The following is a 26,079-nucleotide window of genomic DNA, read 5'->3' as shown; positions in this document are numbered from 1 at the left end:
ACGTTTATATTTCTTCTACGATTACATTATGATTGGTGTAAACGCAGATATCTGCTGCTATATGAAGAGATTTCTCTGCAATATCCCGGGCAGACAGGTCCGTATTCTGCAGCAGGGCGCGGGCCGATGCCAGGGCATAGTTACCGCCCGAGCCGATTGCCAGTACGCCATCATCGGGTTCGATAACTTCGCCGTTGCCGGAAATGAGCAGGATGCGCTGGCTGTCTGCCACGAGGAGCAGGGCTTCCAGCTTGTGCAGTATCTTGTCAGACCGCCAGTCCTTGGCCAGTTCGACGGCACTACGCACCAGGTTGCCGTTATGTTCATTTAGTTTATCTTCAAAGCGGTCAAACAGGGTAAAGGCATCGGCTACGGATCCGGCAAACCCACTGACGATTTTACCATGATACAGGCGGCGGACCTTCTGGGCCGTCCCCTTCATGATGACCGAATTGCCCATAGTGACCTGTCCGTCACCGGCAATGGCCGTTTTGCCGTCCCGCTGGACGGCGCATATAGTCGTAGCATGAAATTCTGTTGTCATGTCAAATACTCTCCTTCATTGCATCAATTTCTTCCAGTGCCCGTTTAGCCAGAAGGCCATTCTTTTCCTTCTTTTTCATCCGTTTTTTAATTCCCAGCGGTTCCATGATACCAAAATTAATATTCATGGGCTGGAAATTGTCATGAGGCGATGAAATATACTGGCTCAGGCCGCCTATAGCCGTACGCTTGGAAAAGGTCAGGCAGGATTTTCCCTGCAGCAGCCGGGCGGCGTTGATTCCTGCCAGGAGCCCCATCGATGCCGATTCCAGATACCCTTCGACACCAGTCAGCTGGCCGGCGAAAAACACGTGTTTGTTTTTCCGGTACTGGAGGGTCGCGTCGAGGAGTTCCGGAGAATTGATATAGGAATTGCGGTGCATGACACCATAGCGGACAAATTCTGCCGATTCCAGGCCGGGAATCATGGAAAATACCCTCTTTTGTTCCGGGAATTTGAGATGTGTCTGGAAGCCGACAATATTATACAAAGTTGCACTGCCATTATCCTGACGAAGCTGTACGACCGCATAGGGAAGTTCCCCTGTGCCGGGAATTTCAAGGCCAACGGGCTTCATAGGACCGAACCGCAGGGTATCAATGCCACGAGCAGCCATGACTTCTACAGGCATGCATCCTTCAAACACGGCATCATTTTTTTCAAAATCGTGAAGTTCGGCACATTCTGCCGTCGTCAGGGCCTGCCAGAACGCTTCGTATTCTTCTTTCGTAAACGGACAGTTCAGATAATCGGCACCGCCCTTGCCATAACGGGCAGCCCGGTATACTTTAGTCATGTCCAGCGACTCTACTGTCACGATAGGCGCTGCAGCATCGTGAAAATGAAAATATTCTTCTCCCGTCATCTGGCGGATGGTCTCGGTCATAGCCGGGCTGGTCAGCGGCCCCGTGGCGATGATGCATATCTGATCATCGGGAAGGTGGGAAACTTCTTCATGACGGACCGTAACCAGGGGATGATTCTGGAGATGATCGGTAATATACTGACTGAAAGGGACCCGGTCTACTGCCAGTGCTCCCCCGGCCGGTACGCGGTGTGTATCAGCCGCTTCCATGATGAGCGACCCAAGACAGCGCATTTCTTCTTTCAGGAGACCGACGGCATTTTCAATATTGGCAGCCCGCAGAGAGTTACTGCAGACCAGCTCAGCAAAGAGGGCCGTATGATGGGCCGGAGACGGTTTGACCGGACGCATTTCCACCAGTTCGACGGGGATGCCCCGCTGTACCAACTGCCAAGCCGCTTCCGAACCGGCCAGGCCGGCGCCGATGACGAGTACACTATTCTTCATTCACTTCTTCACCCTTTTTATGATTTTCACATTCCGGATTACTGCAAAAGAGCTTGTCCGGACCTTTTTTATAATGTTTGATAGTCATGATGCTGCCACAAAGCTTGCAGCGTTTGTCTACCGGCTGGTTCCATAAGACAAAATCACATTCCGGATACTGGCTGCATCCATAAAAGACGCGGCCCCTCTTGGACTTGCGCCGGATGAGCGTCCCCTTGCCGCACTTGGGGCAGGTAATGCCCAGATCATCGACGATAGCCTTTGTATTGTGGCATTCAGGGAAATTAGAACAGGCCAGGAATTTGCCAAATCTGCCGAATTTATACACCATAGGAGCTCCGCAAAGTTCACATACTTCACCTGAATCCTGTCCGGCAATGGTGACTTTTTCCATTCCTTCTTCGGCCGCTTCCATTTCCGGTTCAAAGACATCATAAAATTCTTTCAAAACGTGGACATAGGTGTCCTTTCCCTGTTCGATGGCATCCAGTTCTTCTTCCATGTGAGCCGTGAAGCTGACGTTAATAATCCGTTCAAAGAATTTTTTCAACAGATCGACGATAATGACGCCCAACTCAGTCGGAACGAACTGTTTATCCTTCTTTTCGACATAATTGCGGTTCTGGATGGTATCCATAATCGGCGCATACGTACTCGGACGGCCGATACCTTTTTCTTCCAGCGTTTTAATCAGGCTGGCTTCGGTATAGCGGGCAGGCGGCTGAGTAAAATGCTGAATCGTATCAATGGTCTGATTATGTACTATCGTACCCGCCTCAATAGCCGGCAGCACCGATAGAGTCTTATCTTTCTTTGCATCTTCATACAGTTCCGTAAATCCTTTGAACAGGACGGTATACCCAGCAGCCCGCAGTTCATAAGATCCGCTCATGATGACGATAGTCATATGTTCCGTTTCTACAGGAGCCATCTGACTGGCCAGGAAACGGTTCCAGACAAGAGTATACAGGCGCAGCTGGTCCCGCGACAGATACGGCGCTACTTTGTCCGGCGTCAGTTCCAGCGACGTCGGCCGGATAGCTTCGTGAGCATCCTGGCTGGACTGTTTGGCTTTGTAAACATGTGGTTTAGCCGGAATATACTCTTTCCCATAGGTTGCCGTAATAAAATCACGGGCATTCTGCACCATATCATCATTAATACGGACAGAATCGGTACGCATGTAGGTAATGAGCCCCACATGACCGTGTTCGCCGATATCGAGGCCTTCATAAAGCTGCTGGGCCAGCATCATCGTCTTCTTGGCACCGAAATTGAGCTTGCTGACACATTCCTGCTGCATCGTAGACGTCGTAAACGGCGGCTGAGGCTGACGTTTGCGTTTCCGTTTCTCTACCTTTTCAATACGGTCCGGTTCATGACCGTCAGCTTTCCCTTTTTCCCATTGCAGGGCAGAAGCGATGGCAGCTGCCTGGTCCCCCGTTTCTATGGCCGCCTTTTTCCCGTCAATTTTTGCCAGTTCTGTATGGAGTTCCAGCCCGTCTTCCGTTTTGTATGTGCCTTCTACAGTCCAGTATTCTTCTGGTACGAAGGCCTTGATTTCTTCTTCCCGTTCGCAGATAAGCCGTACGGCTACAGACTGGACACGGCCGGCACTGAGTCCCTTACAGACCTTTTTCCAGAGGAGCGGGCTCAGCTTATACCCTACGATGCGGTCGAGGACGCGCCGTGCCTGCTGGGCATCCACTTTTTTCAGGTCGATGGGCTGAGGATGTTCCATTCCTGCCAGAACAGCTTTCTTGGTGATTTCATGGAACATGACACGACACGAAGTCTGGGGGTCCATATCGAGCAAGTGAGCCAGATGCCAGGAAATAGCCTCCCCTTCTCGGTCCGGGTCAGTTGCCAGATAAACGGTTTTGGAGCGGACGTATTCATTCTGCAGGTCTTCGATGAGTTTGCGCTTATCGAACATATTGGTATAGGTCGGCGTAAAATTATCTTCAATATTAACACCGAACTGATTGCGTGGCAGGTCGCGAAGATGGCCCCGGCTGGCCATGACTTTGTAGTCACTTCCCAGGAAGCGTTCAATTGTCTTCGCCTTGGCCGGTGATTCCACGATAACCAGGTTTTTGGCATTTTTAGGCAGGGGATCCATTTTCTTCAAAGGCTGCTTTTCCGGCAGATGGACCGTACCCTTTATGACCATTTTTTCATCGCTGCCCTTTTTTTTACGGCCCCGGCCTTTCTTTTTCTTATCGTCAATGACAATCGTTCGTTTAATTGGAAATTCTAACATCCCTATATCCCAACTCTCTGTGTATCATAGTATCGTATAGATTCTGCATGATTATAAACCTATGTATATTCAGTTATCCATGATACACTATAATCTCTGCAGGTTCAACCTCTATTGTAAGAAAACTGTCTGTCCGCTATGGCAGATGATCAAAAATACCGTGCATGGCACAACAGGAATCATCCTCAAAAGGTCAGACGCATCTGATGCCAAATGGCCCCGCCATGGACCGATTTGCTGGTCACCCCTTCATCGAGAAATCCAAATTCTCCATAATAGGAGATGAGCCGGTCTTTGCAGGTCAGAACTAAGCCGCGTCTTTTCTGACGGCGGGCATCGGCAATTGCAGCCTGGAGAAGCCGTCCGGCATAGCCCTTTTTACGATACGAAGGCATAGTATTGACACCAAAGATCATCTGCCATGCCCCCTGTTCATTGTGCAGTGCGGCCCGGGCGTACATGTCGTCGGTCAGGTCTTTGTCATCGGTGACCATGCCATCGACAAAAGATATGAGCGTATCTCCTTCAAAGAGGAGCCAGAAATGATTGGCATAATAGGTCAGGCGGTCGTAAAATTCATCTTTCGATGCCGCTTCAGCCGGAGGAAAACATGCTGCTTCTACAGCAGTTACGGCGTCCAGGTCCTGAAGCGTGGCAGTACGGATCGTAATCATGAGATTCAAGCCATCCCTTTCTTTTTTATCATGAAAATTTGAAAAGGGGCTGTCGCACCTGCGGCAGTCCCCTTTGTCTTATTTTCCACCATATTTATGAGCCACGTCGATGCGCAGCAGCGCTCGTTTCAAAGAAGCTTGCGCTCTGGCTTCATCGAGGTTTTCTTTCTTTTCCTGCAGGCGTTTTTCCGCTCTGGCCCGGGATTGTTCTGCCCGGTCCAGATCAATATCTGCCGGCAGTTCTGCCGCCGGTGTAATGACCGTTATGGTATTGCCATTGACTTCCAGGAAACCGGAAGCAACGCAGACACAATTACGCTTGCCATCTTTTTCGTAAACCAGCGGCCAGATACGCAAAGAAGCAATGAGCGGAGCATGACCGGGCATGATACCCAGGTCGCCATCGAGGGCACGGACGAGAACAAAACTGACATCCGTGTTCAGGACAGCAGCATCAGGCGTGATAATTTCCAGGTGGATTGTTTTGCCTGTTTCTGCCATGCCTTATTCTCCTTTCAGAGTTTTGGCTTTTTCATATGCTTCTTCGATGTTACCGACCATATAGAAGGCCTGTTCCGGCATATCATCGCATTTGCCCGACAGGATTTCCTTGAACCCTTCAATTGTTTCCTTCAGCGGAACATACCGGCCCGGCTGTCCTGTAAACTGTTCGGCAACGGCAAAAGGCTGGCTCAGGAAACGCTGGATCTTACGGGCACGGGCTACGGTCAGCTTATCTTCTTCTGACAGTTCGTCGATACCCAGGATAGCGATGATGTCCTGCAGATCGTTGTATTTCTGCAGGATAGCCTGTACGGCACGGGCCGTATTGTAATGGTCTTCCCCTAATACGTGGGGGTCGAGGATACGGGATGTCGAATCCAGGGGATCCACGGCAGGATAAATACCGAGTTCGGCAATCTGGCGGGACAGGACGGTCGTCGCATCCAGATGGGCAAAGGTAGCTGCCGGAGCCGGGTCTGTCAAATCATCGGCAGGAACGTATACGGCCTGTACAGACGTAATAGATCCGTTCTTAGTCGATGTAATCCGTTCCTGCAGGGCACCGACATCGGTTGCCAGTGTCGGCTGATAGCCAACAGCCGAAGGAATCCGGCCTAACAGAGCCGATACTTCCGAACCGGCCTGGATGAAACGGAAAATGTTATCAATAAAGAGCAGTACATCTTTGTGTTCCTTATCGCGGAAATATTCCGCCATCGTAAGTCCCGTCAGGCCAACACGCATACGGGCTCCTGGCGGTTCATTCATCTGGCCGTATACCAGCGCCGTCTTATCGATGACGCCCGATTCCTTCATTTCATTCCACAAGTCGTTGCCTTCACGAGTCCGTTCACCAACGCCGGTGAATACGGAATAGCCGCCGTGGCCGGTAGCTACATTGTGGATCAGTTCCATGATGAGGACGGTCTTGCCGACGCCGGCACCGCCGAAGAGGCCAATTTTGCCGCCTTTGGCATAGGGGCAGATGAGGTCAACGACTTTGATCCCTGTTTCAAAAATTTCCGTACCCGTAGCCTGGTCTTCAAATTTTGGTACCGGACGGTGGATAGGCCAGTGATCGTCAGCTTCAACCTTCTTATCTACTTTATCGACTGTCTGGCCCAGGACATTGAAAATCCGGCCCAGCACGCCTTCTCCGACAGGTACCTTGATCGGGCCGCCTGTATTTTCTGCTTTCATGCCACGCACCAGACCATCTGTGGAGCTCATGGCTACACAGCGGACAACATCGTCGCCCAGATGCTGCATGACTTCTGCTACCAGGTCAATCGCCTGATCGCCCGTACCACCGGTAATATGGATGGCGTTATATATAGCCGGCAGGTCTTCTTCGCTCGCAAAGCGGACGTCAACGACAGGGCCGATGACCTGAATTACTTTCCCAATTGTATTGCTCATGAAGAGGCTCTCCTCCTTATTTAGATTTTCCTTCGTCCTTACTGCAGTGCATTGGCACCGCTGACGATTTCCGTCAGTTCGTTGGTAATACCGGCCTGACGGACTTTATTATAATGAACGGTCAGTTTTTCAATCAATTCACCGGCATTATCGGTCGCACCGGTCATGGCCGTCATACGTGCTCCCAGTTCGCTGGCTGCAGACTGCAGGAGGCCATTATAAATGACCATATCGATATACTGCGGCAGCAGAGTCGATAAAACCTGACCAGCATCGGGGGCAAAGAGGTATTCTTCCGAAGGACCGCTTTTTTCCGATACGGAAGGTTCGATGGGCAGCAGCTTCGTCTGTGTCACGACCTGTGACAGGGCAGACTTGAACTTCGTATACACCAGGTACACTTCATCAACGTTACCGGCGAGGAACTCTTCCGTCGCTTTCCGTGCCAGATTCTGGGCATGGCCGAAATTCGGCTTGTCAGAAAAGCCCGTCCGTTTATAATCGGGCGTGATGCGAAGATGCTTCAGATAATCCACCGGCTTGCGTCCCGTCACGATGAGATATGACGCAGAGCGGGGCTTGTCTTTCAGTAGGCTTACCATTTCCTTATTGATGTTGGAATTGAAAGCTCCTGCCAGGCCCTTATCGGAGCCGATGATGATGTAGCACGTACGCTTTACATCACGCTGGATGAATAACGGATTATTTTCTCCCGGTATAGCTGCCGACAGACGCTGCAGCATCCCTTCCATTTTTTCAGTAAAAGGAGCAGTTGCCAGAGCGCGTTCCTGTGCACGGCGCAGACGAACGGAGGATACCATCTTCATAGCCTTTGTAATCTGCTGCGTATTCGTTACGGATTTAATCCGACGGTTTATTTCGCGTGCACTCGGCATAGACTATTCCTCCTCTTTAATCAGCTTATGGCTCGTACCGAACTGCTTGGTAAATTCCACAATTGCCTTTTTGAGAACTTCTTCATTATCTGCACCGAGTTCTTTTGTCTTTTTGATATCTGCACCGACTTCGGGATAGTTGGCATGCATGAATTTGATGAGCTGGTCTTCAAATGCCTGCACATCTTCTACTTCTACAGGCATGAGATATCCTTTGACGGCTGCATAAATCTGGATGACCTGGTCTTCGACGGGCATCGGCTGGTACTGTGGCTGGATCAGCATCTGCATCGTCCGTTCACCGGCGTCAATCTGGGCTTTGGTGCTCTTATCGAGGTCCGATCCAAACTGGGCAAAAGCTGCCAGTTCGCGGTACTGTGCCAGGCTCAGACGGAGTGTGCCGGCAATTTTCTTCATGGCCTTGATCTGAGCAGACCCGCCGACACGGGATACGGAGAGGCCGACGTTGATAGCAGGCCGTACACCGGAGTTGAATAATTCCGTTTCCAGGAAAATCTGGCCGTCGGTGATCGAAATGACGTTGGTCGGGATATAAGCGGATAAGTCGCCTGCCAGTGTTTCAATGATTGGCAGGGCTGTAATGGAACCGCCACCCAGTTCATCAGACAATTTGGCAGCTCGTTCGAGTAGACGGGAATGTAAGTAAAATACATCGCCCGGATAAGCTTCACGTCCTGGCGGACGACGGAGCAGCAGACTCATGGCTCGATACGCCTGGGCATGCTTGGACAAATCATCATATACACAGAGGCAGTCCTTGCCCTGATGCATGAAGTATTCAGCCATGGATACGCCGGAATACGGTGCCAGGTACTGAAGCGGCGAGCCGTCAGAAGCCGTAGCGGCAACGACGATAGTATATGCCATGGCTCCGTGTTCTTCCAATGTCCGTACAACGCGGGCAACAGTAGAAGCTTTCTGTCCGATGGCGACATAGACACAGATGACGCCTGTATCTTTCTGATTGATGATCGTATCGATGGCAATGGCCGTCTTACCGGTACCGCGGTCACCGATGATCAATTCACGCTGGCCCCGTCCGATAGGAACCATAGAGTCGATTGCTTTCAACCCTGTCTGGAGCGGCTGCTTGACCGGCTGACGTTCAGCAATACCATGAGCAACGACTTCGACGCGGCGGTATTCCGTCGCCTTGATGGCGCCCTTGCCATCAATAGGAGCTCCCAGGGGATTGACGACGCGGCCTATCATGGCATCACCGACAGGAACACTCATAACCTTGCCCGTCCGGCGTACCGTATCGCCTTCTTTAATGAGTTCGTCATCCCCGAGAAGGACGGCACCTACGTTGTCTTCTTCCAGGTTCATGGCCAGGCCATACACATTATGAGGCAATTCCAGGAGTTCCCCGGACATGCACTTATCCAAACCGTATATATGCGCTATGCCGTCCCCGACTTCCAGGACGGTGCCTACGTCATCGACGTTCATTTCGACGTTGTAGTCTTCGATTTGTTTTTTGATTATAGCCGTTATTTCTTCTGGCTTCATTTTCATTTTTCGTCCGTCACCTCATTCATTACGTCAGACTGAAGCAGGGAATGCTGCATATCTGTAAGCTGCCGCTTCAGGCTGCCGTCTATTAGCCGGTCGCCTATCTGGACAATCATACCGCCGATAATGGAAGGATCCATATAATACAGCGGTTCGATATGTTTGCCAGTCATCTTTTCCAGAGATGCGACCAATTGTTTTTCCTCTTCTGCTGACAGCGGTTTTACGAGGCGGATCTTCGCAACTTCGATATTCTGAGCCGCACGGGCCAAATCGATAAACCCGTCGATAGCTGCGATGATGGCCGCTTCCCTGCGCCGGTCTATCATGACGTAGAGAAACTGCAGGACAACAGGGGACACGTCATCAGCAAAAATAGCGTGGAGTGTTTCTTTCTTCGACTGGGGCGGAACCAGCGGATGATGGATGAACTTTTTCAGCTCCGGATTTAGCTGCATCGTATCGCGGACGGCTTTCAGTTCATCACCGTACACGTCCATCTTGTGCTGTTCCTTTGCTATGTCAAACATAGCCTGGCTGTATTTGCTGTACACGGCTTCAGGAATCATGATTTCTTACCTGCCGGATGCTGCCCGTCAAACTGCTTCAGGCATTCTGCTACCAGTTTTTGATTCATATCCGTATCCATGTTCTTTTTCAGCAGTTTTTCTGCCACAGCCATAGACAGCGTCACTACTTCATTTCTCATTTCGCGAATAGCTGCTTCCCGTTCATTGGCAATTTCAGCCTGAGCGATTTCCTTTTCCCGTGCAATCTGGGAACGGATAGCATCGAGCTGAGCCTGCGCTTCCTTGTCGGCTTGTTTTACAGCCTTGTCCACAATGGCCTGGGCTTCCGCATGGGCTTTCTGCAGCTGTGCTTCATAATCGGCTTTCAGTTTTTCCGCTGAAAGCCGGGCTTCTTCGGCACTGCTAAGGTCAGAAGCAATCTTGTTCTTGCGGTCTTCAAGCACTTTTAAAATGGGCTTGTATGCAAACTTGGCTAAAATAGCGACGAGGACAAAGAAGTTGATGAACTGGATTACCAGTGTAAAATTAATATCTACCAAAACTTTCTCCTCCTTTTACCGAACTGTGCCGGTACAGTTTAGCCTGCCAGAGGGTTGGCAAATACGAGCACGATAGCGATAACAGCTGCAATGATAGGCATAGATTCGATCAGACCTACAGAAATCAGGAAGTTGACCAGAAGCTTGCCACCCATTTCCGGCTGACGTGCCAGACCTTCGAGCATCTTCGATGCAGCATGACCATCACCGATAGCAGCACCCATTGCTGCCAGACCAATACCAATAGCTGCGCCCATTGCGGATAATGCTAATACTAATTCCATAATTATAATCCTCCTTGATGTATGAGTTACTTGTCTTCACTTACTCTTCTCTAAGGGAATCTGCCAGATACGATGTGGTCAGTATAGTGAAGATAAAGGCCTGAATCAGGCCGATGACCAGACTGAATATCAACCAGATGATAGGTACCCCGACGGGGACCAGTTTGTACAGCACTTCCATCAGGATTTCCCCGGCAAGGATATTGCCGAATAGACGGAAGGCCAGCGTAATAGGCTTTGTAAATTCTTCCAGCAGGTTGATGACAAAAAATACAGCGAACGGTTGAAAATAATGTTTGACGTGTTTTTTCAGACCTTGGTTGCGCAGAGCAACAAAATGTACCATAAAAGATGATACCAGGGCCAGGCCCAGCGTCGTATTGAGATCATTCGTCGGCGACGTCAGGATGTGCGGACTGGGCAGCAGCCCTAATTCATTGCCGACGAGGATAAACAGGAACATAGTCAGAAGGACTGATACGACCTGTCCCCACTTTGGGCCCAGTGTTTCCTTAAACTGTGCCAGGAGTGCCTCAACGACAATTTCAACTGCATTCTGGATACCGGAAGGAACCAGTGACCGGCCCCGCGTCGCAGCCAGCGTAATAATGATGACGATAGCCGCCGTGAGCCAGGTCATGTACAGCGTATCCATATTGACATTCATGCCAAACAGTTGATAAATCAAATGATGACCCGTATGCAGCTCCATGATAAGCGCCTCCTTTCCTTAAAGATGTCTTCGGATACAGGCGTGATACGCCGCTTCGAAGTATATGAGAACCCGATACGTCAGGATGCCCGCAACGACTGCCCATATGCGGACAGAGGGAAACTGCAGCACCACAATAAGTATCAGAACGATGGTAAGTATGCGCATCAGCGCGCCACCGCGGAGAACGGTGAATGCCTTAGCAGGGTCCATCTTCATGGCCCGAAAAGAGCGGCTGCACAACATGAGAAAGTACACGCCATTGATGGCACAGCCGATCAGCCAGCCACTGAGGTATTCTGCTTTTCCCAAAAGAAGGAGCAGTCCTGTAACCATTAGAGCCAGGCTCAGCAGTCTGAGCAGTGTCACTTTTACATATCGCGTAAATTCTTCCATAAGAGTCCTCTGCCCTATTCTCTTTCTAACGGGACGGATGATCATTCATAAAGCGCACGGCTTTTTTTAAAATAGACCAGAAGCCACTGACTGCGCCGAGAATACCTCCCAGGAGCAGCCCCCAGGGAATCGTTCCCAGCTGTGTATCCACCCAGTACCCGCAGGCAATGCCGATGCACAGGCTGACGCAGAGTGTCAGCCCCATAGACGCGGCACTGACCAGGATATCCCGGAGTCGCACCGGTTCCTTTTCGCCTTTTTTCTGCATAGTCTTTACCCCGGCATACATTGCATTACAATATTTCATGCATAGGATTCGTGTCCCGCAATACAGTTATTGTATCACGGGGCTTACATAAAATCAATAAATTTTTAGATATTAGTCATAAAACTAAAAAAAAATCTGTTTTATAAAAATTACTGCAAAAGTATGTAAAGTTACAATGTAAATTCATTTGGTTTTTCAGTGCTATTTCCAAAGGTATACAGGATAGCCTGTACAATGCGGCGCGACGCTTGTCCGTCCCCATAGGGATTAACAGCATTACTCATGGCATCATAGGCCGATTTATCCGTAAGGAGCCGTTTCGTTTCTTCATAGACGCGGTCCCTGTCAGTTCCAATGAGGCGGACCGTACCGGCTTCCACTGCTTCCGGCCGTTCTGTCGTATTGCGCAGGACCAGGACAGGCTTGCCCAAAGACGGCGCTTCTTCCTGGATACCGCCGGAATCGGTCAGTACGAGACAGCTGTGATGCATCAGATTGGCAAAGGGTTCGTATTCCATCGGCTCGATGAGATGGATACGATCTACGCCGGACAGTTCTTCTTCTACGACCTTGCGCACCAGCGGATTGCGGTGAACGGGGAAGACGATTTCCGTATCAGGGATTTCTTCAATGATCTGGCGTAGTGCTTTATAAATATGCCGCATGGGTTCGCCAAGATTTTCACGGCGATGCGTTGTAAGAAGAATAATGCGGTGATTCTGGAAATCAACCGACTGTAACTCTTCGTCTTCAAAATCATATCCTTCATCGACGGTTGTCATGAGGGCGTCAATGACTGTATTGCCGGTAACAAAAATGGCATCTTTGTCGATTCCTTCCCGCAGCAGATTACCCCGGGCGGTCATGGTCGGTGAAAAATGAATGGCCGCAATGGCTCCGGTGAGCTTACGGTTCATTTCTTCCGGAAATGGTGAATAAATATTTCCTGTACGCAGACCGGCTTCGACATGACCTACGGGAATCTGCTGATAATACGCAGCCAGTGCTCCGGCAAAAGTCGTCGTCGTGTCACCATGTACCAAAACCAGATCCGGTTTTTCCACTTCCATAACGGACTTCAGCCCTTGCAGGGAACGAGTCGTTATGTCATACAGTGTCTGTCCCTGACTCATAATATCCAGATCGTAATCCGGACGGATCTGGAACAAATCCAGTACCTGATCCAGCATCTGCCGGTGCTGGGCCGTAACGGCCACGACCGTCTGAATCTGATCCGGATGTTTTTTGAGTTCCAGGACGACCGGCGCCATTTTGATGGCCTCCGGACGCGTTCCGAATACAGTCATTACCTTAAGCATATAAAAACCTCCTTGAACTAAACAAATTCTACTCATAAATCAATCTTTATGAGTAGAATTTGTCGTTTTATGCAGTATTCCTATTCGCTTTGCTGAATATATAATCACCGCCAGAACCACTGCCACGGTCAAGATACCGGTTTTGTAATTGACATTAGCTACAAAAATAGCCACAATTCCCAATACGATACTGACACAATACATGATGAGCACGGCCTGCTTCTGGGACATCCCCAGTGCCAGCAGACGGTGATGGAGATGTCCCTTGTCCGGTGTGAAAATAGGCACACCGCTCATCTTGCGGCGGATGATGGCAAACAGTGTATCCAGGATAGGCAGGCCCAGGGCGATAACCGGTACGACCAGGGCAATCGTCGCAGCCGTCTTCACCAGTCCCAGCACGGCCGTTACAGCCATGGTATACCCCAGGAGCATACTACCCGTATCTCCCATAAAAATCTTGGCAGGATTGAAATTATACTGCAAAAACCCCAGAGCTGCCCCGGCCATAGAAATAATAATCATAGCCGGCAGGTACTGGTTCATACTGACAGCCATGAGAAACATCGAAATGGACGCAATAAAGGACACGCCGGCAGCCAGGCCGTCAAGGCCGTCGATGAGGTTGACTGTATTAGTAAAACCAATGATCCAGAATATGGTCAGGGGAATGGCAACGACTTCCGGCAGGATGATTAAATCGCCAAACGGATTGGTCAGCCATTCAATCTGGATGCCAAAGACGACGGGAATCGCCGCCGACAAGATCTGTCCGACCAGTTTGACTTTTGCCGGAATGTTGCAGATATCATCCCAGATACCGACACAGACGATGGCCGTACATCCCAGCAATAATCCCAGCATTTCATGATTCATGGGCATGGAATACAGGACGCCGGCCAGAAAACCGATATAAATAGCCAGACCGCCTAGACGGGGAATGACATGAGTATGAACTTTCCTCGCATTGGGTCTGTCAACAGCACCCACTTTGATAGCCAGTTTCTTGACGCTTGGCGTCAGGGCATACGCTACAATCAATGCTATAAAAAAGGGTACAAAATATACAAGCACAACACACGCCTACTTTCAAAGGGATTCTCGATGCCGCCCGTCAGTTCGTCAGGCTGCGCATCGGGGCCGGAATGCGGCCGCCACGGGCAATAAACGCATCAGACTTATATTTATTAATATCAATAATAGGACAATGACCTAAAAGGCCGCCGAATTCGACCGTATCGCCCACATCTTTGCCCGGTACAGGGATGACACGAACGGCCGTCGTCTTGTTGTTAATCATACCGATGGCAGCTTCATCGGCAATGAGTGCCGAAATAGTAGAAGCCGTCGTGCTGCCGGGAATGGCAATCATATCCAGACCGACGGAGCATACACAGGTCATGGCTTCCAGTTTTTCCAAACTCAGGCTGCCCCGGCCTACGGCTTCCAGCATGCCTTTATCTTCACTGACAGGAATGAATGCACCCGACAGGCCACCGACACGGCTTGATGCCATAAGACCGCCTTTCTTGACGGCGTCGTTGAGGAGAGCCAGAGCTGCCGTCGTACCACAGGCACCACAGCTTTCCAGTCCCATTTCTTCCAGGATTGCCGCCACACTATCACCAACGGCCGGCGTCGGTGCCAGTGACAGGTCGATGATACCAAAAGGAACGTGGAGCCGGCGCGATGCTTCCTGAGCTACGAGTTGACCGACACGGGTAATCTTGAATGCCGTCTTCTTGATGGTTTCCGCTACGACATCGAAAGGCTCGCCCTTGACGTTTTCCAAAGCCCGTTTGACGACGCCAGGGCCGCTGACGCCGACGCTGACACAGCTGTCACCCTGGGTAACACCATGAAAGGCGCCAGCCATGAACGGATTATCTTCTACGGCATTGGAAAAGACGACTAATTTGGCACAGCCCAGAGCATCCTGATCTTTGGTCAGTTCCCCCAGTTCCTTGAATACCCGGCCCATTTCAGCGACGGCATCCATATTAATGCCAGCCTTAGTCGAGCCAACGGCAACAGAACTGCAGACAAGATCGGTGCAGGCCAGTGCTTCCGGGATAGAAGCGATGAGCTTCTTATCTCCTTCAGCATAGCCACGTTCTACCAGAGCGGAGAATCCGCCGATAAAATCGATGCCGATCGTCTTGGCCGCTTTATCCAGGGTACGGGCGATTTCGACGTAATTATCGAGATCACTGCATCCGGCTACCAGAGCGATGGGAGTAACGGAAACACGCTTGTTGATGATGGGCACGCCAAATTCTCTGGCAATATCTTCCCCGGTCTGTACCAGATGTTCCCCATAGCGGGTCACTTTATCATAAATATTTTTGCAGAGCGTCCTGCCGTCACTGCTGCAGCAGTCGAGGAGACTAATGCCCATCGTAATGGTGCGGACGTCCAGGTTATGCTTCTGAATCATCTGATTTGTTTCTAACACGTCATGGATAGTCAGCATTCTCTCTTCCTCCTATCCTACACGGTGCATCGCGTTAAAGATTTCCATATTCTGCGCCCGGATTTCTACCCCCAGGGTATCGCCTTTTTCCTTCAGCAGCTGCTGCAGCGTACCCAGATTCACCGACGCCTGATCCATATCTACAATCATGGCCATATTGAAAATACCGTCAAGGATTACCTGATTGATAGTGAGAATATTTACCTGATGTTCTGCCATAATCTGGCTGACAGCGGCAATGATGCCGGTGCGGTCTACACCGACTACTGTAATGACAACTTTCATTCTGATGCCCACTCCTTTTCTATATGCGGAGACAAGATAGAATGCCCCTCTTGATCATTCTTCCCTATTATAGCATAAATCTGCGATAAATTACTATTGATTATTTTTTTAATGCCCGGCTGATAAGCGCCCGTCCTTCGTCCAACAGGTTCCGCGCATGGTCTTCAGATACGAAACTTTCGGCGTACAGTTTGTACATGTCTTCCGTACCGGATGGCCGTGCCGCAATCCAGCCATCGGGACTGCAGATTTTGACGCCGCCTATGGCATAATTTCCATAGGGGGAATGTGATAATACGGCTGTAATCGGACTGCCGCAGAGCGTCTTTTCGGCTACATCGGCTTCGGTGAGACTGCTGATCTTGGCCTTTTCGGCAAGCGTTGCCGGCGCATCACTGCGCATGGCATACGGCCGGCCCAGCTTCTGGCATAACTCATCATAATAGGCAAGGGGCAGCTTACCCGTCACGGCCCTGATTTCTGCTGCCAGGAGGCACATGATCATGCCGTCCTTGTCGGTCGTCCACAGGCTGCGGTCTTTGGCAATAAAGGAACCACCGGCACTTTCTTCACCGGAAAAGGCAATCTTCCCATCACTGTAGAGGGAACCAAAATACTTAAATCCTACGGGGACTTCATAGAGCGGCACGCCCAGGGAGGCAGCCGAACGGGCCAGAAGGTCTGTCGTCACTACAGTCTTGGCAATCCCCAGTCCGTCAAACTGACGGTGAGTCATGAGGTAATGGGACGCTACGGTCAGATAGGCATTGGCCGTAATCATCCCCTGACTGCCGGAAACAATGCCAAAACGGTCGTAATCGGGATCGTTGGCCAAGATGAGATCATAGTCCCCGCTCTGCTTTGTCACGGATGACATGACATAGGCTGAAGAGCAGTCCATGCGGACCTTGCCGTCATGGTCGTAATTCATGAAGGTAAACTGGGGATCATACGTATCGTTGACGAAATCCATATCAAGGCTATACTGTTCAGCAATAGCATGCCAGTAATTCATCCCGGACCCGCCCAGTGCGTTGACAAGAATATGAAGATGGGCACCTTTGATTGCTTCAGAATCAATGATAGATGATAATTCCGATACGTACAGGCCTTTGTAATCATAGCCCGTCACCAGGGAACTTTCCCGTGCCTGTTCATAGGGAATCTGCCGTACTTCGCAGTTCTTCCCTGCCAGCAGGCGGTTGGCTTCCGTTTCGATGGCTTTCGTAATATCCGAAGGCGCCGGTCCGCCGCTCGTGGGATTGTATTTGATGCCGCCATGTTCCGGAGGATTGTGGGATGGCGTAATAATGATGCCGTCTGCCAGATGGTCCCGGCGCCCTTTGTTATACCGTAAAATAGCACGGGAAACAGACGGCGTCGGCACAAAATCGTCTTCACTGTCGATATAAGCAGCTACGTCATTAGCTGCCAGTACACCCAGTACCGTTTCAAAGGCAAGCTTAGAAAGATAATGCGTATCTTCCCCGACAAACAGCGGTCCATCGGCACCAAAGGTCTTCCGCAGATTGCATACCGCCTGGGTAATAGCGGCAACATGAGCAGCCGTGAAGCTGCCGTTTCCGGCCTGCCCCCGGTGACCGGATGTCCCAAACCGCACCTGGCATTCCGGATTCGCTACATCCGGAATAATGTGGGCGTAGGCATCAGCAATTGCCTTCAAATCGATGTAATCTTCTTTTCTGACTTTCGTACCTGCTAATTCATGTACTGCCATACCAATCACCTGATTCCTTAATTTTGACAATCCCTATAAATTTCTATACAATAACGTCATATAATAGATAATACCCTATTGTTTACTGTATGAATTTATTATAACAAAGAATGAACAAATATTATAGCTTCATTGCAAAGAAAGGACAAAATCTCATGAAATGTATTTCCTGGAATGTAAACGGTCTGCGCGCTGTCATGAAAAAAGGATTCATGGATGTATTCCACCAGTTCGACTCCGATATCTTCGCCCTGCAGGAAACGAAGCTGCAGGCCGGCCAGATAGACATGGACCTGCCCGGGTATGAACAGTACTGGAATTACGCCGACCGCAAGGGCTACAGCGGTACGGCCGTCTTCAGCCGCCTCCATCCCCTGTCGGTCCACTACGGCATGGGCATGGACGAACACGACCATGAAGGGCGGCTCATCACCCTCGAATTCGACACGTTCTACTTCGTCACCTGCTATACCCCCAACAGTCAGAGCGAACTGGCCCGCCTCAATTACCGCATGAAGTGGGAAGACGATTTTCGGGCCTACCTGGCCGGACTCAATGAGAAAAAGCCAGTCATCCTCTGCGGTGACCTGAACGTTGCCCACGAAGAAATCGACCTGAAAAATCCCAAGACCAACCGCAACAACGCCGGCTTCACCGACCAGGAACGGCAGAAGATGACCGATCTGCTGGCTGCCGGCTTTACTGACACGTGGCGCTACTTTTATCCCGATGTAACGGGTATCTATTCGTGGTGGAGCTACCGCTTCAAAGCCCGCCAGAACAACGCCGGATGGCGCATCGACTACTTCATCACCTCGAAAAGTCTCGACAACAAGTTGAAAAAAGCCTCGATTTATACAGATATCACCGGCAGCGACCACTGCCCTGTCGGTCTGGAATTACTATGAAATCACGTAAAGGAGAAATATATATGTTAAAAAAACTGACGATAACCGCGATAGCCTTCACGGCTCTTGCCCTGCCCCAGGCTTTTGCCCTGCCGGTCGTACCGGAAGCGGGCATCAGCATCGGCGCCGGCACAAAAGAACAATATGCCGAAGCCAAAGTCCTGCCGCGGACGACCATCGGTTACAAACGGGCCGACCGCGACCAGTACGGCAATCAGAACGACATTTACGCCAAATATAATGTTATCGGCTCGAATGTCCAGCTTCTCGGCGGCTGGCGCAACAACATCGACCACCAGTCCGATTCGGCCTCCTTTTACGGTGGCATCGGCGTCGCTGCACCCCATATTCTGGGAATCCAGCCCTATGCCACATATGTCAAAGGCTCCCATTTCTCTGAAGCCCAGGCCGGCATCAATTATAACATCGCCCTGGGATGGGGACTGAACGTCAATTACCATAATTATATGCCTGAAGACGGCGATAACGAACACGGTGTTGGCGCCGGCATCACTTTCCATTTCTAAGAAATAAAGACTGCTCCAAACCAGACCCTCTTTTTTCTTTCCTGCAGTCGTAGTAAAATAAAACAAAAGAGCATTTGCATGGTAAAGGAGAATGATAACTATGTTTTGTACGAATTGCGGAAAACCGGTCCCTGACGGATCCAGATTCTGCCCGTACTGCGGAACACCAGTAGCCGGTTCAGCAGATGGACTTTCCTATGAAGATGTCCTAAAAAAGGTAAATAAGCAGAAAGAAGAAAAAATATATCCTATTTTCTGCTCTCCTGAAGACGATAGTCTGGAACTGAGGCCCTTCCATGACGGAGAAAGAGGCAAGTATGTCTTTGATGTAGACGGGTGCCATTTCGAATATGATGAACGACAGGTCGGTTTTATCCGTCTGGCAAAAGCCATGACCAAAGAAGCGCTGTCAGATAAAGAACTAAAACGCATATACTGGAAAAATGACAGCGTAGAAGAGCTTCTGCAATTCTTTACGAGCGAAGAAGCAGCCGAACAGATTATGGGCAGCGTGCTGAAGAAGGAATCTTCCCTCCTTTTATCCCGTGGTATTTACGGTCTTACGAAAGATAATCTCATGGCCCGTGACATGGCAGACGGCGCCCCTTCTGCTCTCGATGCATGGCAGGATTTTGTCCAGTCTCTGCTGGGCCAGGTTGGTAAAATCACAGGAAATGCCGAAGCAGAAAGAACCTACCGGGAACTGCGGAAAGAATACCGCGGCCGGATCATAGGCGGCGGCTTCGGCCTGGGCGGCGCTTTGCAGGGTATGATTACTGCCGGTGTTCTCAATCTGGCAAGCGGTGCGGCGCACAGCATATTTAATGCCATCGGCAATGCATTCACCAACAGCCGGGAAAAAAGACAGCTCGATGATTTGTTCCGTTCCGACGATCTGGTACAATCGTTTATTGATACGTACAGACGTTCTGTTTTCTATCTCACCATGGACGCCGCCGACCGCCTGAACCTTATTCCACCAGATCCAGAAAAGGATGAACTGCCTGAGGTCATGGAAGGTGCCATCAAGGATGGAACCGTAGGAAAAGAGGAGCGGAAAAAAGCAGCATTCTATGTGCTGGACCGCAATCCCTACAAGCCCCTTTCCTACAAGTTATTTTATCTCCATTTCAACGATAGAGACGGTATCGTAGACCGCATAGCCGAGGCGTTCGGACTTTCTGAAAAGCTGGAAAATGTCAAGTTCCGGATGACCAAAGGCGTACTTGGCTATTGGGGAAAGAAGAGAGATCTTCCCCTGGCCGATTTATTGGACTACATACAGGATGGGTGTCCTCTGATAGACGCGTTCATGTCCCTGGGTCTGCTTCCTCAGGCAGGTGACATAGCCGGGGCCCTGCATGATGTGCAGATGACCTTCCCCTATCCCCTTTTGGACAAGCTGAAGCAGGAAGCGGAAGAAATTGTCATCCTGAAAGGATCCTCCCAGGAAACAGGCGATGGAACGACTATTCCTTCCTTTCATTTTTACGGAGTCTCCGATGAATCCATTACCATACCCGAAGGGGTAACCACTATTTCAGACTATGCATTCTTCTGTTGCGAGCAACTGAAGGAACTCATCCTGCCACAAAGCCTGAAAACCATCGGCCACCGCGCCTTTTTCGATGTGCCATGTTTGAAGAAACTGGTCATCCCCCCTTCCGTTGCGGCCTATCCGTTATCTGCCGTCGGGGAAAAAACGGTAGTGTTCCTTTCTGAACACACTACTGTTGTCAATGATGAATTCTACAATATAGACGTACGCCTCGATATTCCCCTTGGCGGGAACGTCTATGAAGACATGAAATCATGGGGACTACTGGAACGCAATACATCCATTTTTACACACAAAAATGCCATAGACCGAATCAAAGGCAGCGAACACTGTGAGCTTCCCATAGAATCACGCAAGCTACTTCCGCCTATTTCCGATGTCTGCTATAAAGAAAGCAAACAGTATCCGGAAGTCATTCATATTCCCGAAGATACGGAAGATGAGGAAGATGCGCTGCCCTATACGAAGCTGGATACAAAAGCACTGGTATATGCCCCCATATGTTATCTCCATCTCACTGGTGATATACGGGAAATCGGAGAATGGTGTTTTATGAAATCCACCCTTCTTCAGTTCAAAGCGGAAGAAGGTCTGGAAACGATAGGGGCCCATGCTTTTGAAGGACTGCATTTTCTGGACCGGGTGGAACTTCCTGCCTCCCTTTCCCATGTGGGCGACGGTGCCTTTGCCCATTGCCGCGACCTTCATTTCATCGAACTGTTACAGATGGACTGCCATATAGGAGAAGACGTATTTGCCGGAACGGACATCACGGTCTGCTGCCTGCCAGGGAGTATCTGGGAAGCGTACTGCCAGAAACATGCCATCCCCTATTTCCTGAAAGGGGAAGATTCCCCCGTACGCCAGGAACTGAAAGAACGGCAAAACCTAGACGACAAACGCGCCTGGAAACACTATGATATTTATAAAGAATCAAAAACCTACACGTTATATAGCTATCGGTCGGATTTCCGGGACACAGTACATACTATCAGTAATGACATGGGCATCCCGATTCTTCCGGGAGGAGGAATCAATCCGAAAGACAATAAACGGATTTACGTCGTGAAAAGCCAGGCAGAGAAAAACGGCGACTATGACAGGGAAGCCATCGTCGCCGCCATCAGACGCCGTCCGGAAAAGCCTGCCTACCAATCGGAAGACGGCATGAGGGATATCATCATCCACCCATGGACTATGTCTTTCCAAAAATGTATCGGCGAAGACGCATATATGAATTCCTCCCTGATCTACGTCTACGGCGGAACGAACATTTCCTATATCGGAGAAAATGCTTTTGCCGGTTCCAAAATCGTTGCATTTTATGCAACTAAGGTGAAAGGCATCTGGGCCCGCGCATTCAAAGGATGCAGTGAACTTTCCTACGTAGAAGTAGGCGACTTCCTGGACTCGCTGGAAGACGAATCCTTCGCTGACTGCCCGAACCTCAAAACGATTAAATTCACGGATATCAATCATATAGGAAAAGACGTATTCAAAAACACCCCCGTCACCGTAATCTGCAGAAGAGACTCTCACGTCTATGAATACTGCATGGAAAACGGAATTGATGTGGATACATACAGTTTTGATTCAGACTGGTAACGTACAGCTAATACACACTCACCCCTAAGAGCACATCTGTTCCGGATTAAAAAAAAGGGGCTGTAACAAAATGAGCTTTTTAGCTCATTTTGTTACAGCCCCTTCATATTAATTAATTTTAATTTTCTTTGTCCCTATCAATGCCAGGGTAATAATTGTTCCTAAAATCCATCTAACGACTTTCATCAATGGTTCACTTTCTATAGGGAATATCCACCAAACAATCGTTATGACGCAAACAATCACCGCGCATATTGCCATGAAAATAGCAATACTTGATACTGTTTTGCGGAACAATGTAATAATATTGCTTACCATGACAATACACCTTCTTTGTTTCTATTATATCAGAGGCCGGAATGCTTTTCCACTAAAATCAATGTTGTCCTTGACAATTTAATTAAAATATAGTATATAAATCACCCGCTGTCTATATTGCTCAACAGCGGGTGATTACTACATATTTGCTTCGATTTTTTCAATAATCAAACGCTGTACCCATTTGGGTGGCATCCGATTTCCGGCATTCCATTCCTGGACCGTACGATAAGGCGCCCCTAAGAGTTCAGCCAATCCTTTTACATTTAATCCGGCTTTCTTGCGCGCGTACTTGATAGGATTATTTTCCCGGTCAATGACATCTTGATATGCGTCGGTATCAGCAACCACTAAATTAACGAATCCATTTTCCGGTACTTTTACTTTATCCCGCGGTGTCGGTCTGGGTATAGCCTGCTTTTGCTGTTCCATACTCCAAACCATTAAATTCAACACATCGTCTGCGTTTTCCATTGCTTCGGTCAAGGTTGCGCCATCGGTAAAGCAGCCGTCTACATCCGGAAAATTTACGTAATATACTTTGTCTTTTTCATCCCATTGGAATATAGCTGGGAAAATATATTTGCTCATGACGTCCTCCTTTTTATATGAATCAGGCCAAGGGGATTTCTCCCTTTGCCTTACTGAATACCAGCCTGTTTAAAAATAGCTTTAATAGTTCCTGACGGTATATCCTTATTGTGCCGCCAGACGGGGAATTGCTTTCCCGTTATCGGGCTGCAATACAGATCATGATTTCCACCATGCCCAATCAACTTGCACCCATTCTTTTTAAGGATCTTTAACAGCTCCGACCTCTTCATTCTGTAACCTCCTTCCTTTAATTATATTATACACCTTATGAGTATATTTGTAAATATAAAAGTACCTTCTGAGTATATTTTCATTTTTAAAAGGGCGATTTTTATGAAAAAAAGACCTGATGGCCGCTACAAAGTCTCTCTGACCATCGACGGCAAACGTCATTATTTTTACGGCCGAACCATTAAAGAAGCGGAACAGCGGCGCAATAACTACAAAAATACGCTCCATTCCGCACCTAACATCGATTATAACATCACCTTAGGTCAATGGCTGTCGATATGGCTACGAGGCGCCAAACCGACGTTGGCGACGGATACATACGAATCATACGTATATCAACTACGTCAATATGTGCTACCGACTATGGCTAAAATTAAGCTAATCGATTTACAGCCTCATATGTTCCGTAAATTGATTGCTGATTTACTGGCTCTCGGCTATAGCAACCGATCCGTGCAATACGCATTGGCTGTTGTCCGAATCGGACTCAACCAAGCTGTCAATGATGGAGTACTGCCAATCTCCCCTATGCGCGGTGTCAAATTACCGCAAAAGCAGAAGACGCAAGTATCCGCACTATCAAAAAATGAAGCTCAGCGCCTGCTAGGCGTCATTTCCAACCCCTGTCACTATAATCTATACTATGTGGCTTTGCATACGGGTCTGAGACGTTCTGAGATACTTGGTTTGCGTATTCGTGATGTCAATACGAAAGCATCAACCATTTCTGTCAATCAAACTGTTCTTATTGTCGGTGGAAAACCAATTATATCAGCTACAACCAAAAATGCCGCTTCCCGGCGTACGATTTCCGTTGATGCCAAGACGCTGTCTATTTTGCGGCGACAAATCATGTGGACGCTCAAAAACAGAATGGCCGCATCAGACTATGAAGATAACGGGTTATTGTTCTGCCGACGCGATGGACGTCCGTATGATCCGAAATATATCAGTCATACGGCCAATAAATATGGAAAGTCGGCAGGCTTCCACCTGACCTTTCATATGTTGCGACACACTCATGCCACACTACTTCTCAAAGCTGGCGTTCATTTCAAAGTCGTCCAGGTCCGCCTGGGCCACTCTTCCTTTCAGCAGACTATGGACACATACAGTCACGTTTTACCAGATATTGAAGAGAACGTTGTTGATAAATTAATTGACCTCGTTTAACTTTGCCCCGTCGCGGGGTCAAAAAGTTGTCAAACGCACCAGATATTATGAGGTCAATAAAAAAGGACAACCATCATTCAATGTGATGGTTGTCCCATTGGTGCGAGTGAAGGGACTTGAACCCTTACGCCGTGAGGCACCAGATCCTAAGTCTGGCGCGTCTGCCATTCCGCCACACTCGCATATGCAGATTGTCAGGTACGGCCTGACACGATATTTATTGTATCATGAATACGGGGACTATGCAAGGATTCTGCAGTCCCCGCTTCATGCTTCTGTTTTGATTCTGTATACCCTACCTGTTCTGTGGCGGTTACAAGGTCTGCACTACTTCCAGTGCTTTTTCGTACTGATAGTCTTCCGGGTCGTTGGGTTGCAACTGGACTTCTATATCAGGTTGTATTCCTACGCCATCAATTTCCCGGCCACTGGCCGTGCGGTATTTGGCAACAGTCAGCTTGATAGCGTCATCGGAATCAATGGGATAGACGCCCTGTACCGTTCCTTTTCCATAACTCTTCGTCCCGATAACTGGCCCCAATTTCAAGTCCTGGATGGCACCGGATACGATTTCAGAAGCGCTTGCTGAATTTTCATTGATGAGCACTACCAAAGGGATAGTATCACCACTTCCACTAGCCTTATATTCCGATTCGTCACCGGATCGGCTCGTAAAGGATACGATGACACTGTCCTTGGGAACGAAATTCGATGCTACGGCAACAGCTTGATCGACGATGCCACCGGGATTATTCCTGAGGTCGAGAATCATGCGCTTCATGCCCTGCTTACGCAGTTCCTGATACTGATGGGTAAACTCCTCGCCCGTATTTTCACTGAAAATTGCCACCCGGATATATCCCACATCAGTTCCTTCAATCATCTGGCCACCGACGGTTTTCATATGGATCTGACGGCGCGTTATGGCCATCTCCTGAGATTCACCATTTCTTCCCAGGGTCAGAGTAACTGTCGTATCCACGGGTCCCCGAATAGTCTTGGAAATGTCTTCCAGACTCATCCCCTTCGTAGATGTGCCGTTAATAGCCTGGATCAGGTCACCGCGCTGGACGCCGGCTTCAGCAGCCGGGCTGTCATCCATGACTCCGGCTACAATCGTACCTTCCTCACTGGAACCGATATACACACCAATACCGGCATAGGACCCGGACGTCTGGTCGGAAAATGCCTGGAAATCATCGCCGTCGAGATAGATGCTGTGTTTATCCCCCAGCTTTTTGACAATTCCTTCCAGTGCCCCATTAAGGAGATCCTGCTTATCGACAGCACCGGGAAAATTCTGTTCCACCACATGAAGAGTGCGGAAGAATTTAATGAATCCTACGGGCGTCCCCGTGTAGTAGTAAAAGAGGCCCACTAGCAGCAACACACTGCAGGCTGCCGTAAACAAACCCCAGGCAACGGCCCGGAACAACATCTGAAACATGTGTTTTTTCTGATTCATAGTCTGCC

27 protein-coding genes and 1 tRNA gene are annotated in these 26,079 nt (G+C 49.4%); 4 read left to right on the top strand and 24 right to left on the bottom strand.

The genetic code is table 11. The annotated features are described in order from the left end of the window. Positions 1-4 precede the first annotated feature (4 nt). From hslV to ACGTIC_RS07670, 19 genes are all read right to left on the bottom strand, one after another. Complete coding sequence (gene hslV / locus ACGTIC_RS07760) at positions 5-544, bottom strand: ATP-dependent protease subunit HslV (protein WP_059077238.1); 540 nt, start codon at positions 542-544, stop codon at positions 5-7. A gap of 1 nt (position 545) precedes the next feature. Next, a complete protein-coding gene (gene trmFO, locus ACGTIC_RS07755) occupies positions 546-1,856 on the bottom strand; it encodes a methylenetetrahydrofolate--tRNA-(uracil(54)-C(5))-methyltransferase (FADH(2)-oxidizing) TrmFO (RefSeq protein WP_059077237.1) in 1,311 nt (436 codons plus the stop codon). Further along, the gene (gene topA, locus ACGTIC_RS07750; RefSeq protein ID WP_113856023.1) at positions 1,846-4,119 is read right to left on the bottom strand and encodes a type I DNA topoisomerase; all 2,274 of its coding nucleotides are present in this window, start codon (positions 4,117-4,119) and stop codon (positions 1,846-1,848) included. The genes trmFO and topA overlap by 11 nt, the downstream gene beginning before the upstream one ends. A 185-nt stretch (positions 4,120-4,304) precedes the next feature. Further along, complete coding sequence (locus ACGTIC_RS07745) at positions 4,305-4,793, bottom strand: GNAT family N-acetyltransferase (protein WP_083237137.1); 489 nt, start codon at positions 4,791-4,793, stop codon at positions 4,305-4,307. A gap of 78 nt (positions 4,794-4,871) precedes the next feature. Continuing rightward, positions 4,872-5,294: a F0F1 ATP synthase subunit epsilon gene (locus ACGTIC_RS07740; RefSeq protein ID WP_059077235.1), complete on the bottom strand. Its 423-nt coding sequence runs from the start codon at positions 5,292-5,294 to the stop codon at positions 4,872-4,874. Positions 5,295-5,297: 3 nt separating this feature from the next. Beyond that, positions 5,298-6,716, bottom strand: a complete 1,419-nt coding sequence (gene atpD / locus ACGTIC_RS07735; RefSeq protein WP_113856024.1) for a F0F1 ATP synthase subunit beta — start codon at positions 6,714-6,716, stop codon at positions 5,298-5,300. Between the two features lie 38 nt (positions 6,717-6,754). Continuing rightward, positions 6,755-7,612, bottom strand: a complete 858-nt coding sequence (atpG, locus tag ACGTIC_RS07730; RefSeq protein ID WP_113856025.1) for an ATP synthase F1 subunit gamma — start codon at positions 7,610-7,612, stop codon at positions 6,755-6,757. Between the two features lie 3 nt (positions 7,613-7,615). After that, complete coding sequence (atpA, locus tag ACGTIC_RS07725) at positions 7,616-9,151, bottom strand: F0F1 ATP synthase subunit alpha (protein WP_059077232.1); 1,536 nt, start codon at positions 9,149-9,151, stop codon at positions 7,616-7,618. After that, positions 9,148-9,717: a F0F1 ATP synthase subunit delta gene (locus ACGTIC_RS07720; RefSeq protein ID WP_075582248.1), complete on the bottom strand. Its 570-nt coding sequence runs from the start codon at positions 9,715-9,717 to the stop codon at positions 9,148-9,150. Before ACGTIC_RS07720 ends, atpA begins: the two co-directional genes overlap by 4 nt. Further along, positions 9,714-10,217 (bottom strand): F0F1 ATP synthase subunit B, encoded by a 504-nt coding sequence (gene atpF / locus ACGTIC_RS07715; RefSeq protein WP_059077230.1) that lies wholly within the window; start codon positions 10,215-10,217, stop codon positions 9,714-9,716. Before atpF ends, ACGTIC_RS07720 begins: the two co-directional genes overlap by 4 nt. 38 nt (positions 10,218-10,255) lie before the next feature. Next, on the bottom strand, positions 10,256-10,501 hold the full coding sequence (gene atpE / locus ACGTIC_RS07710) for a F0F1 ATP synthase subunit C (RefSeq protein WP_059077229.1): 246 nt from the start codon (positions 10,499-10,501) through the stop codon (positions 10,256-10,258). A 40-nt stretch (positions 10,502-10,541) separates the two neighbouring features. Then, on the bottom strand, positions 10,542-11,213 hold the full coding sequence (gene atpB / locus ACGTIC_RS07705; protein ID WP_075582246.1) for a F0F1 ATP synthase subunit A: 672 nt from the start codon (positions 11,211-11,213) through the stop codon (positions 10,542-10,544). Between the two features lie 18 nt (positions 11,214-11,231). Then, positions 11,232-11,609: an ATP synthase subunit I gene (locus tag ACGTIC_RS07700; protein WP_059077227.1), complete on the bottom strand. Its 378-nt coding sequence runs from the start codon at positions 11,607-11,609 to the stop codon at positions 11,232-11,234. A gap of 25 nt (positions 11,610-11,634) precedes the next feature. Beyond that, positions 11,635-11,877, bottom strand: a complete 243-nt coding sequence (locus tag ACGTIC_RS07695; protein ID WP_059077267.1) for an AtpZ/AtpI family protein — start codon at positions 11,875-11,877, stop codon at positions 11,635-11,637. Between the two features lie 170 nt (positions 11,878-12,047). Further along, a complete protein-coding gene (gene wecB, locus ACGTIC_RS07690) occupies positions 12,048-13,196 on the bottom strand; it encodes a non-hydrolyzing UDP-N-acetylglucosamine 2-epimerase (RefSeq protein WP_113856026.1) in 1,149 nt (382 codons plus the stop codon). 39 nt (positions 13,197-13,235) lie between these two features. Next, positions 13,236-14,270: a glycosyltransferase family 4 protein gene (locus tag ACGTIC_RS07685; RefSeq protein WP_059077225.1), complete on the bottom strand. Its 1,035-nt coding sequence runs from the start codon at positions 14,268-14,270 to the stop codon at positions 13,236-13,238. Positions 14,271-14,310: 40 nt separating this feature from the next. Beyond that, entirely contained in the window at positions 14,311-15,669 is a 1,359-nt protein-coding gene (locus ACGTIC_RS07680) for a PFL family protein (protein ID WP_075582245.1), read from the bottom strand. A gap of 12 nt (positions 15,670-15,681) precedes the next feature. Continuing rightward, a complete protein-coding gene (locus tag ACGTIC_RS07675; protein ID WP_113856027.1) occupies positions 15,682-15,954 on the bottom strand; it encodes an ACT domain-containing protein in 273 nt (90 codons plus the stop codon). 100 nt (positions 15,955-16,054) lie between these two features. Continuing rightward, on the bottom strand, positions 16,055-17,692 hold the full coding sequence (locus tag ACGTIC_RS07670; protein ID WP_113856028.1) for a phosphoglucomutase: 1,638 nt from the start codon (positions 17,690-17,692) through the stop codon (positions 16,055-16,057). 155 nt (positions 17,693-17,847) lie between these two features. Here ACGTIC_RS07670 and ACGTIC_RS07665 point away from each other — a divergent pair, with 155 nt between their 5' ends. The 3 genes from ACGTIC_RS07665 to ACGTIC_RS07655 all read left to right on the top strand — a co-directional run bounded on the left by ACGTIC_RS07665 (position 17,848) and on the right by ACGTIC_RS07655 (position 22,290). Continuing rightward, positions 17,848-18,600 carry an exodeoxyribonuclease III gene (locus ACGTIC_RS07665; protein ID WP_059077221.1) on the top strand — a complete coding sequence of 251 codons (753 nt, stop codon included), beginning with the start codon at positions 17,848-17,850 and terminating at the stop codon, positions 18,598-18,600. 23 nt (positions 18,601-18,623) lie between these two features. Next, on the top strand, positions 18,624-19,127 hold the full coding sequence (locus tag ACGTIC_RS07660; RefSeq protein ID WP_113856029.1) for a hypothetical protein: 504 nt from the start codon (positions 18,624-18,626) through the stop codon (positions 19,125-19,127). Between the two features lie 100 nt (positions 19,128-19,227). Next, positions 19,228-22,290: a leucine-rich repeat protein gene (locus ACGTIC_RS07655; protein WP_162816262.1), complete on the top strand. Its 3,063-nt coding sequence runs from the start codon at positions 19,228-19,230 to the stop codon at positions 22,288-22,290. 108 nt (positions 22,291-22,398) lie between these two features. Here ACGTIC_RS07655 and ACGTIC_RS07650 read toward each other — a convergent pair whose 3' ends face one another. From ACGTIC_RS07650 to ACGTIC_RS07640, 3 genes are all read right to left on the bottom strand, one after another. Next, complete coding sequence (locus ACGTIC_RS07650; protein WP_113856031.1) at positions 22,399-22,608, bottom strand: hypothetical protein; 210 nt, start codon at positions 22,606-22,608, stop codon at positions 22,399-22,401. A 138-nt stretch (positions 22,609-22,746) separates the two neighbouring features. Continuing rightward, entirely contained in the window at positions 22,747-23,199 is a 453-nt protein-coding gene (locus tag ACGTIC_RS07645) for a type II toxin-antitoxin system HicB family antitoxin (protein ID WP_113856032.1), read from the bottom strand. A gap of 50 nt (positions 23,200-23,249) precedes the next feature. Next, complete coding sequence (locus ACGTIC_RS07640) at positions 23,250-23,432, bottom strand: type II toxin-antitoxin system HicA family toxin (protein ID WP_113856033.1); 183 nt, start codon at positions 23,430-23,432, stop codon at positions 23,250-23,252. Positions 23,433-23,535: 103 nt separating this feature from the next. Between ACGTIC_RS07640 and ACGTIC_RS07635 the strand changes: the two genes are divergently transcribed. Continuing rightward, on the top strand, positions 23,536-24,606 hold the full coding sequence (locus tag ACGTIC_RS07635; protein WP_113856034.1) for a site-specific integrase: 1,071 nt from the start codon (positions 23,536-23,538) through the stop codon (positions 24,604-24,606). Between the two features lie 98 nt (positions 24,607-24,704). Here the strand turns inward: ACGTIC_RS07635 and ACGTIC_RS07630 are convergent. Both ACGTIC_RS07630 and ACGTIC_RS07625 read right to left on the bottom strand, forming a co-directional pair. Next, positions 24,705-24,788: transfer RNA gene (locus tag ACGTIC_RS07630), tRNA-Leu, on the bottom strand. A 131-nt stretch (positions 24,789-24,919) separates the two neighbouring features. Beyond that, on the bottom strand, positions 24,920-26,071 hold the full coding sequence (locus ACGTIC_RS07625) for a S41 family peptidase (protein WP_113856035.1): 1,152 nt from the start codon (positions 26,069-26,071) through the stop codon (positions 24,920-24,922). Positions 26,072-26,079: the final 8 nt, after the last annotated feature.

Origin of the sequence: Megasphaera hexanoica (genome assembly GCF_043520715.1) — a bacterium.
In the GTDB taxonomy this organism is placed as follows: domain Bacteria; phylum Bacillota; class Negativicutes; order Veillonellales; family Megasphaeraceae; genus Megasphaera; species Megasphaera hexanoica.
This window is presented reverse-complemented; position numbering and strand designations above follow the sequence as displayed.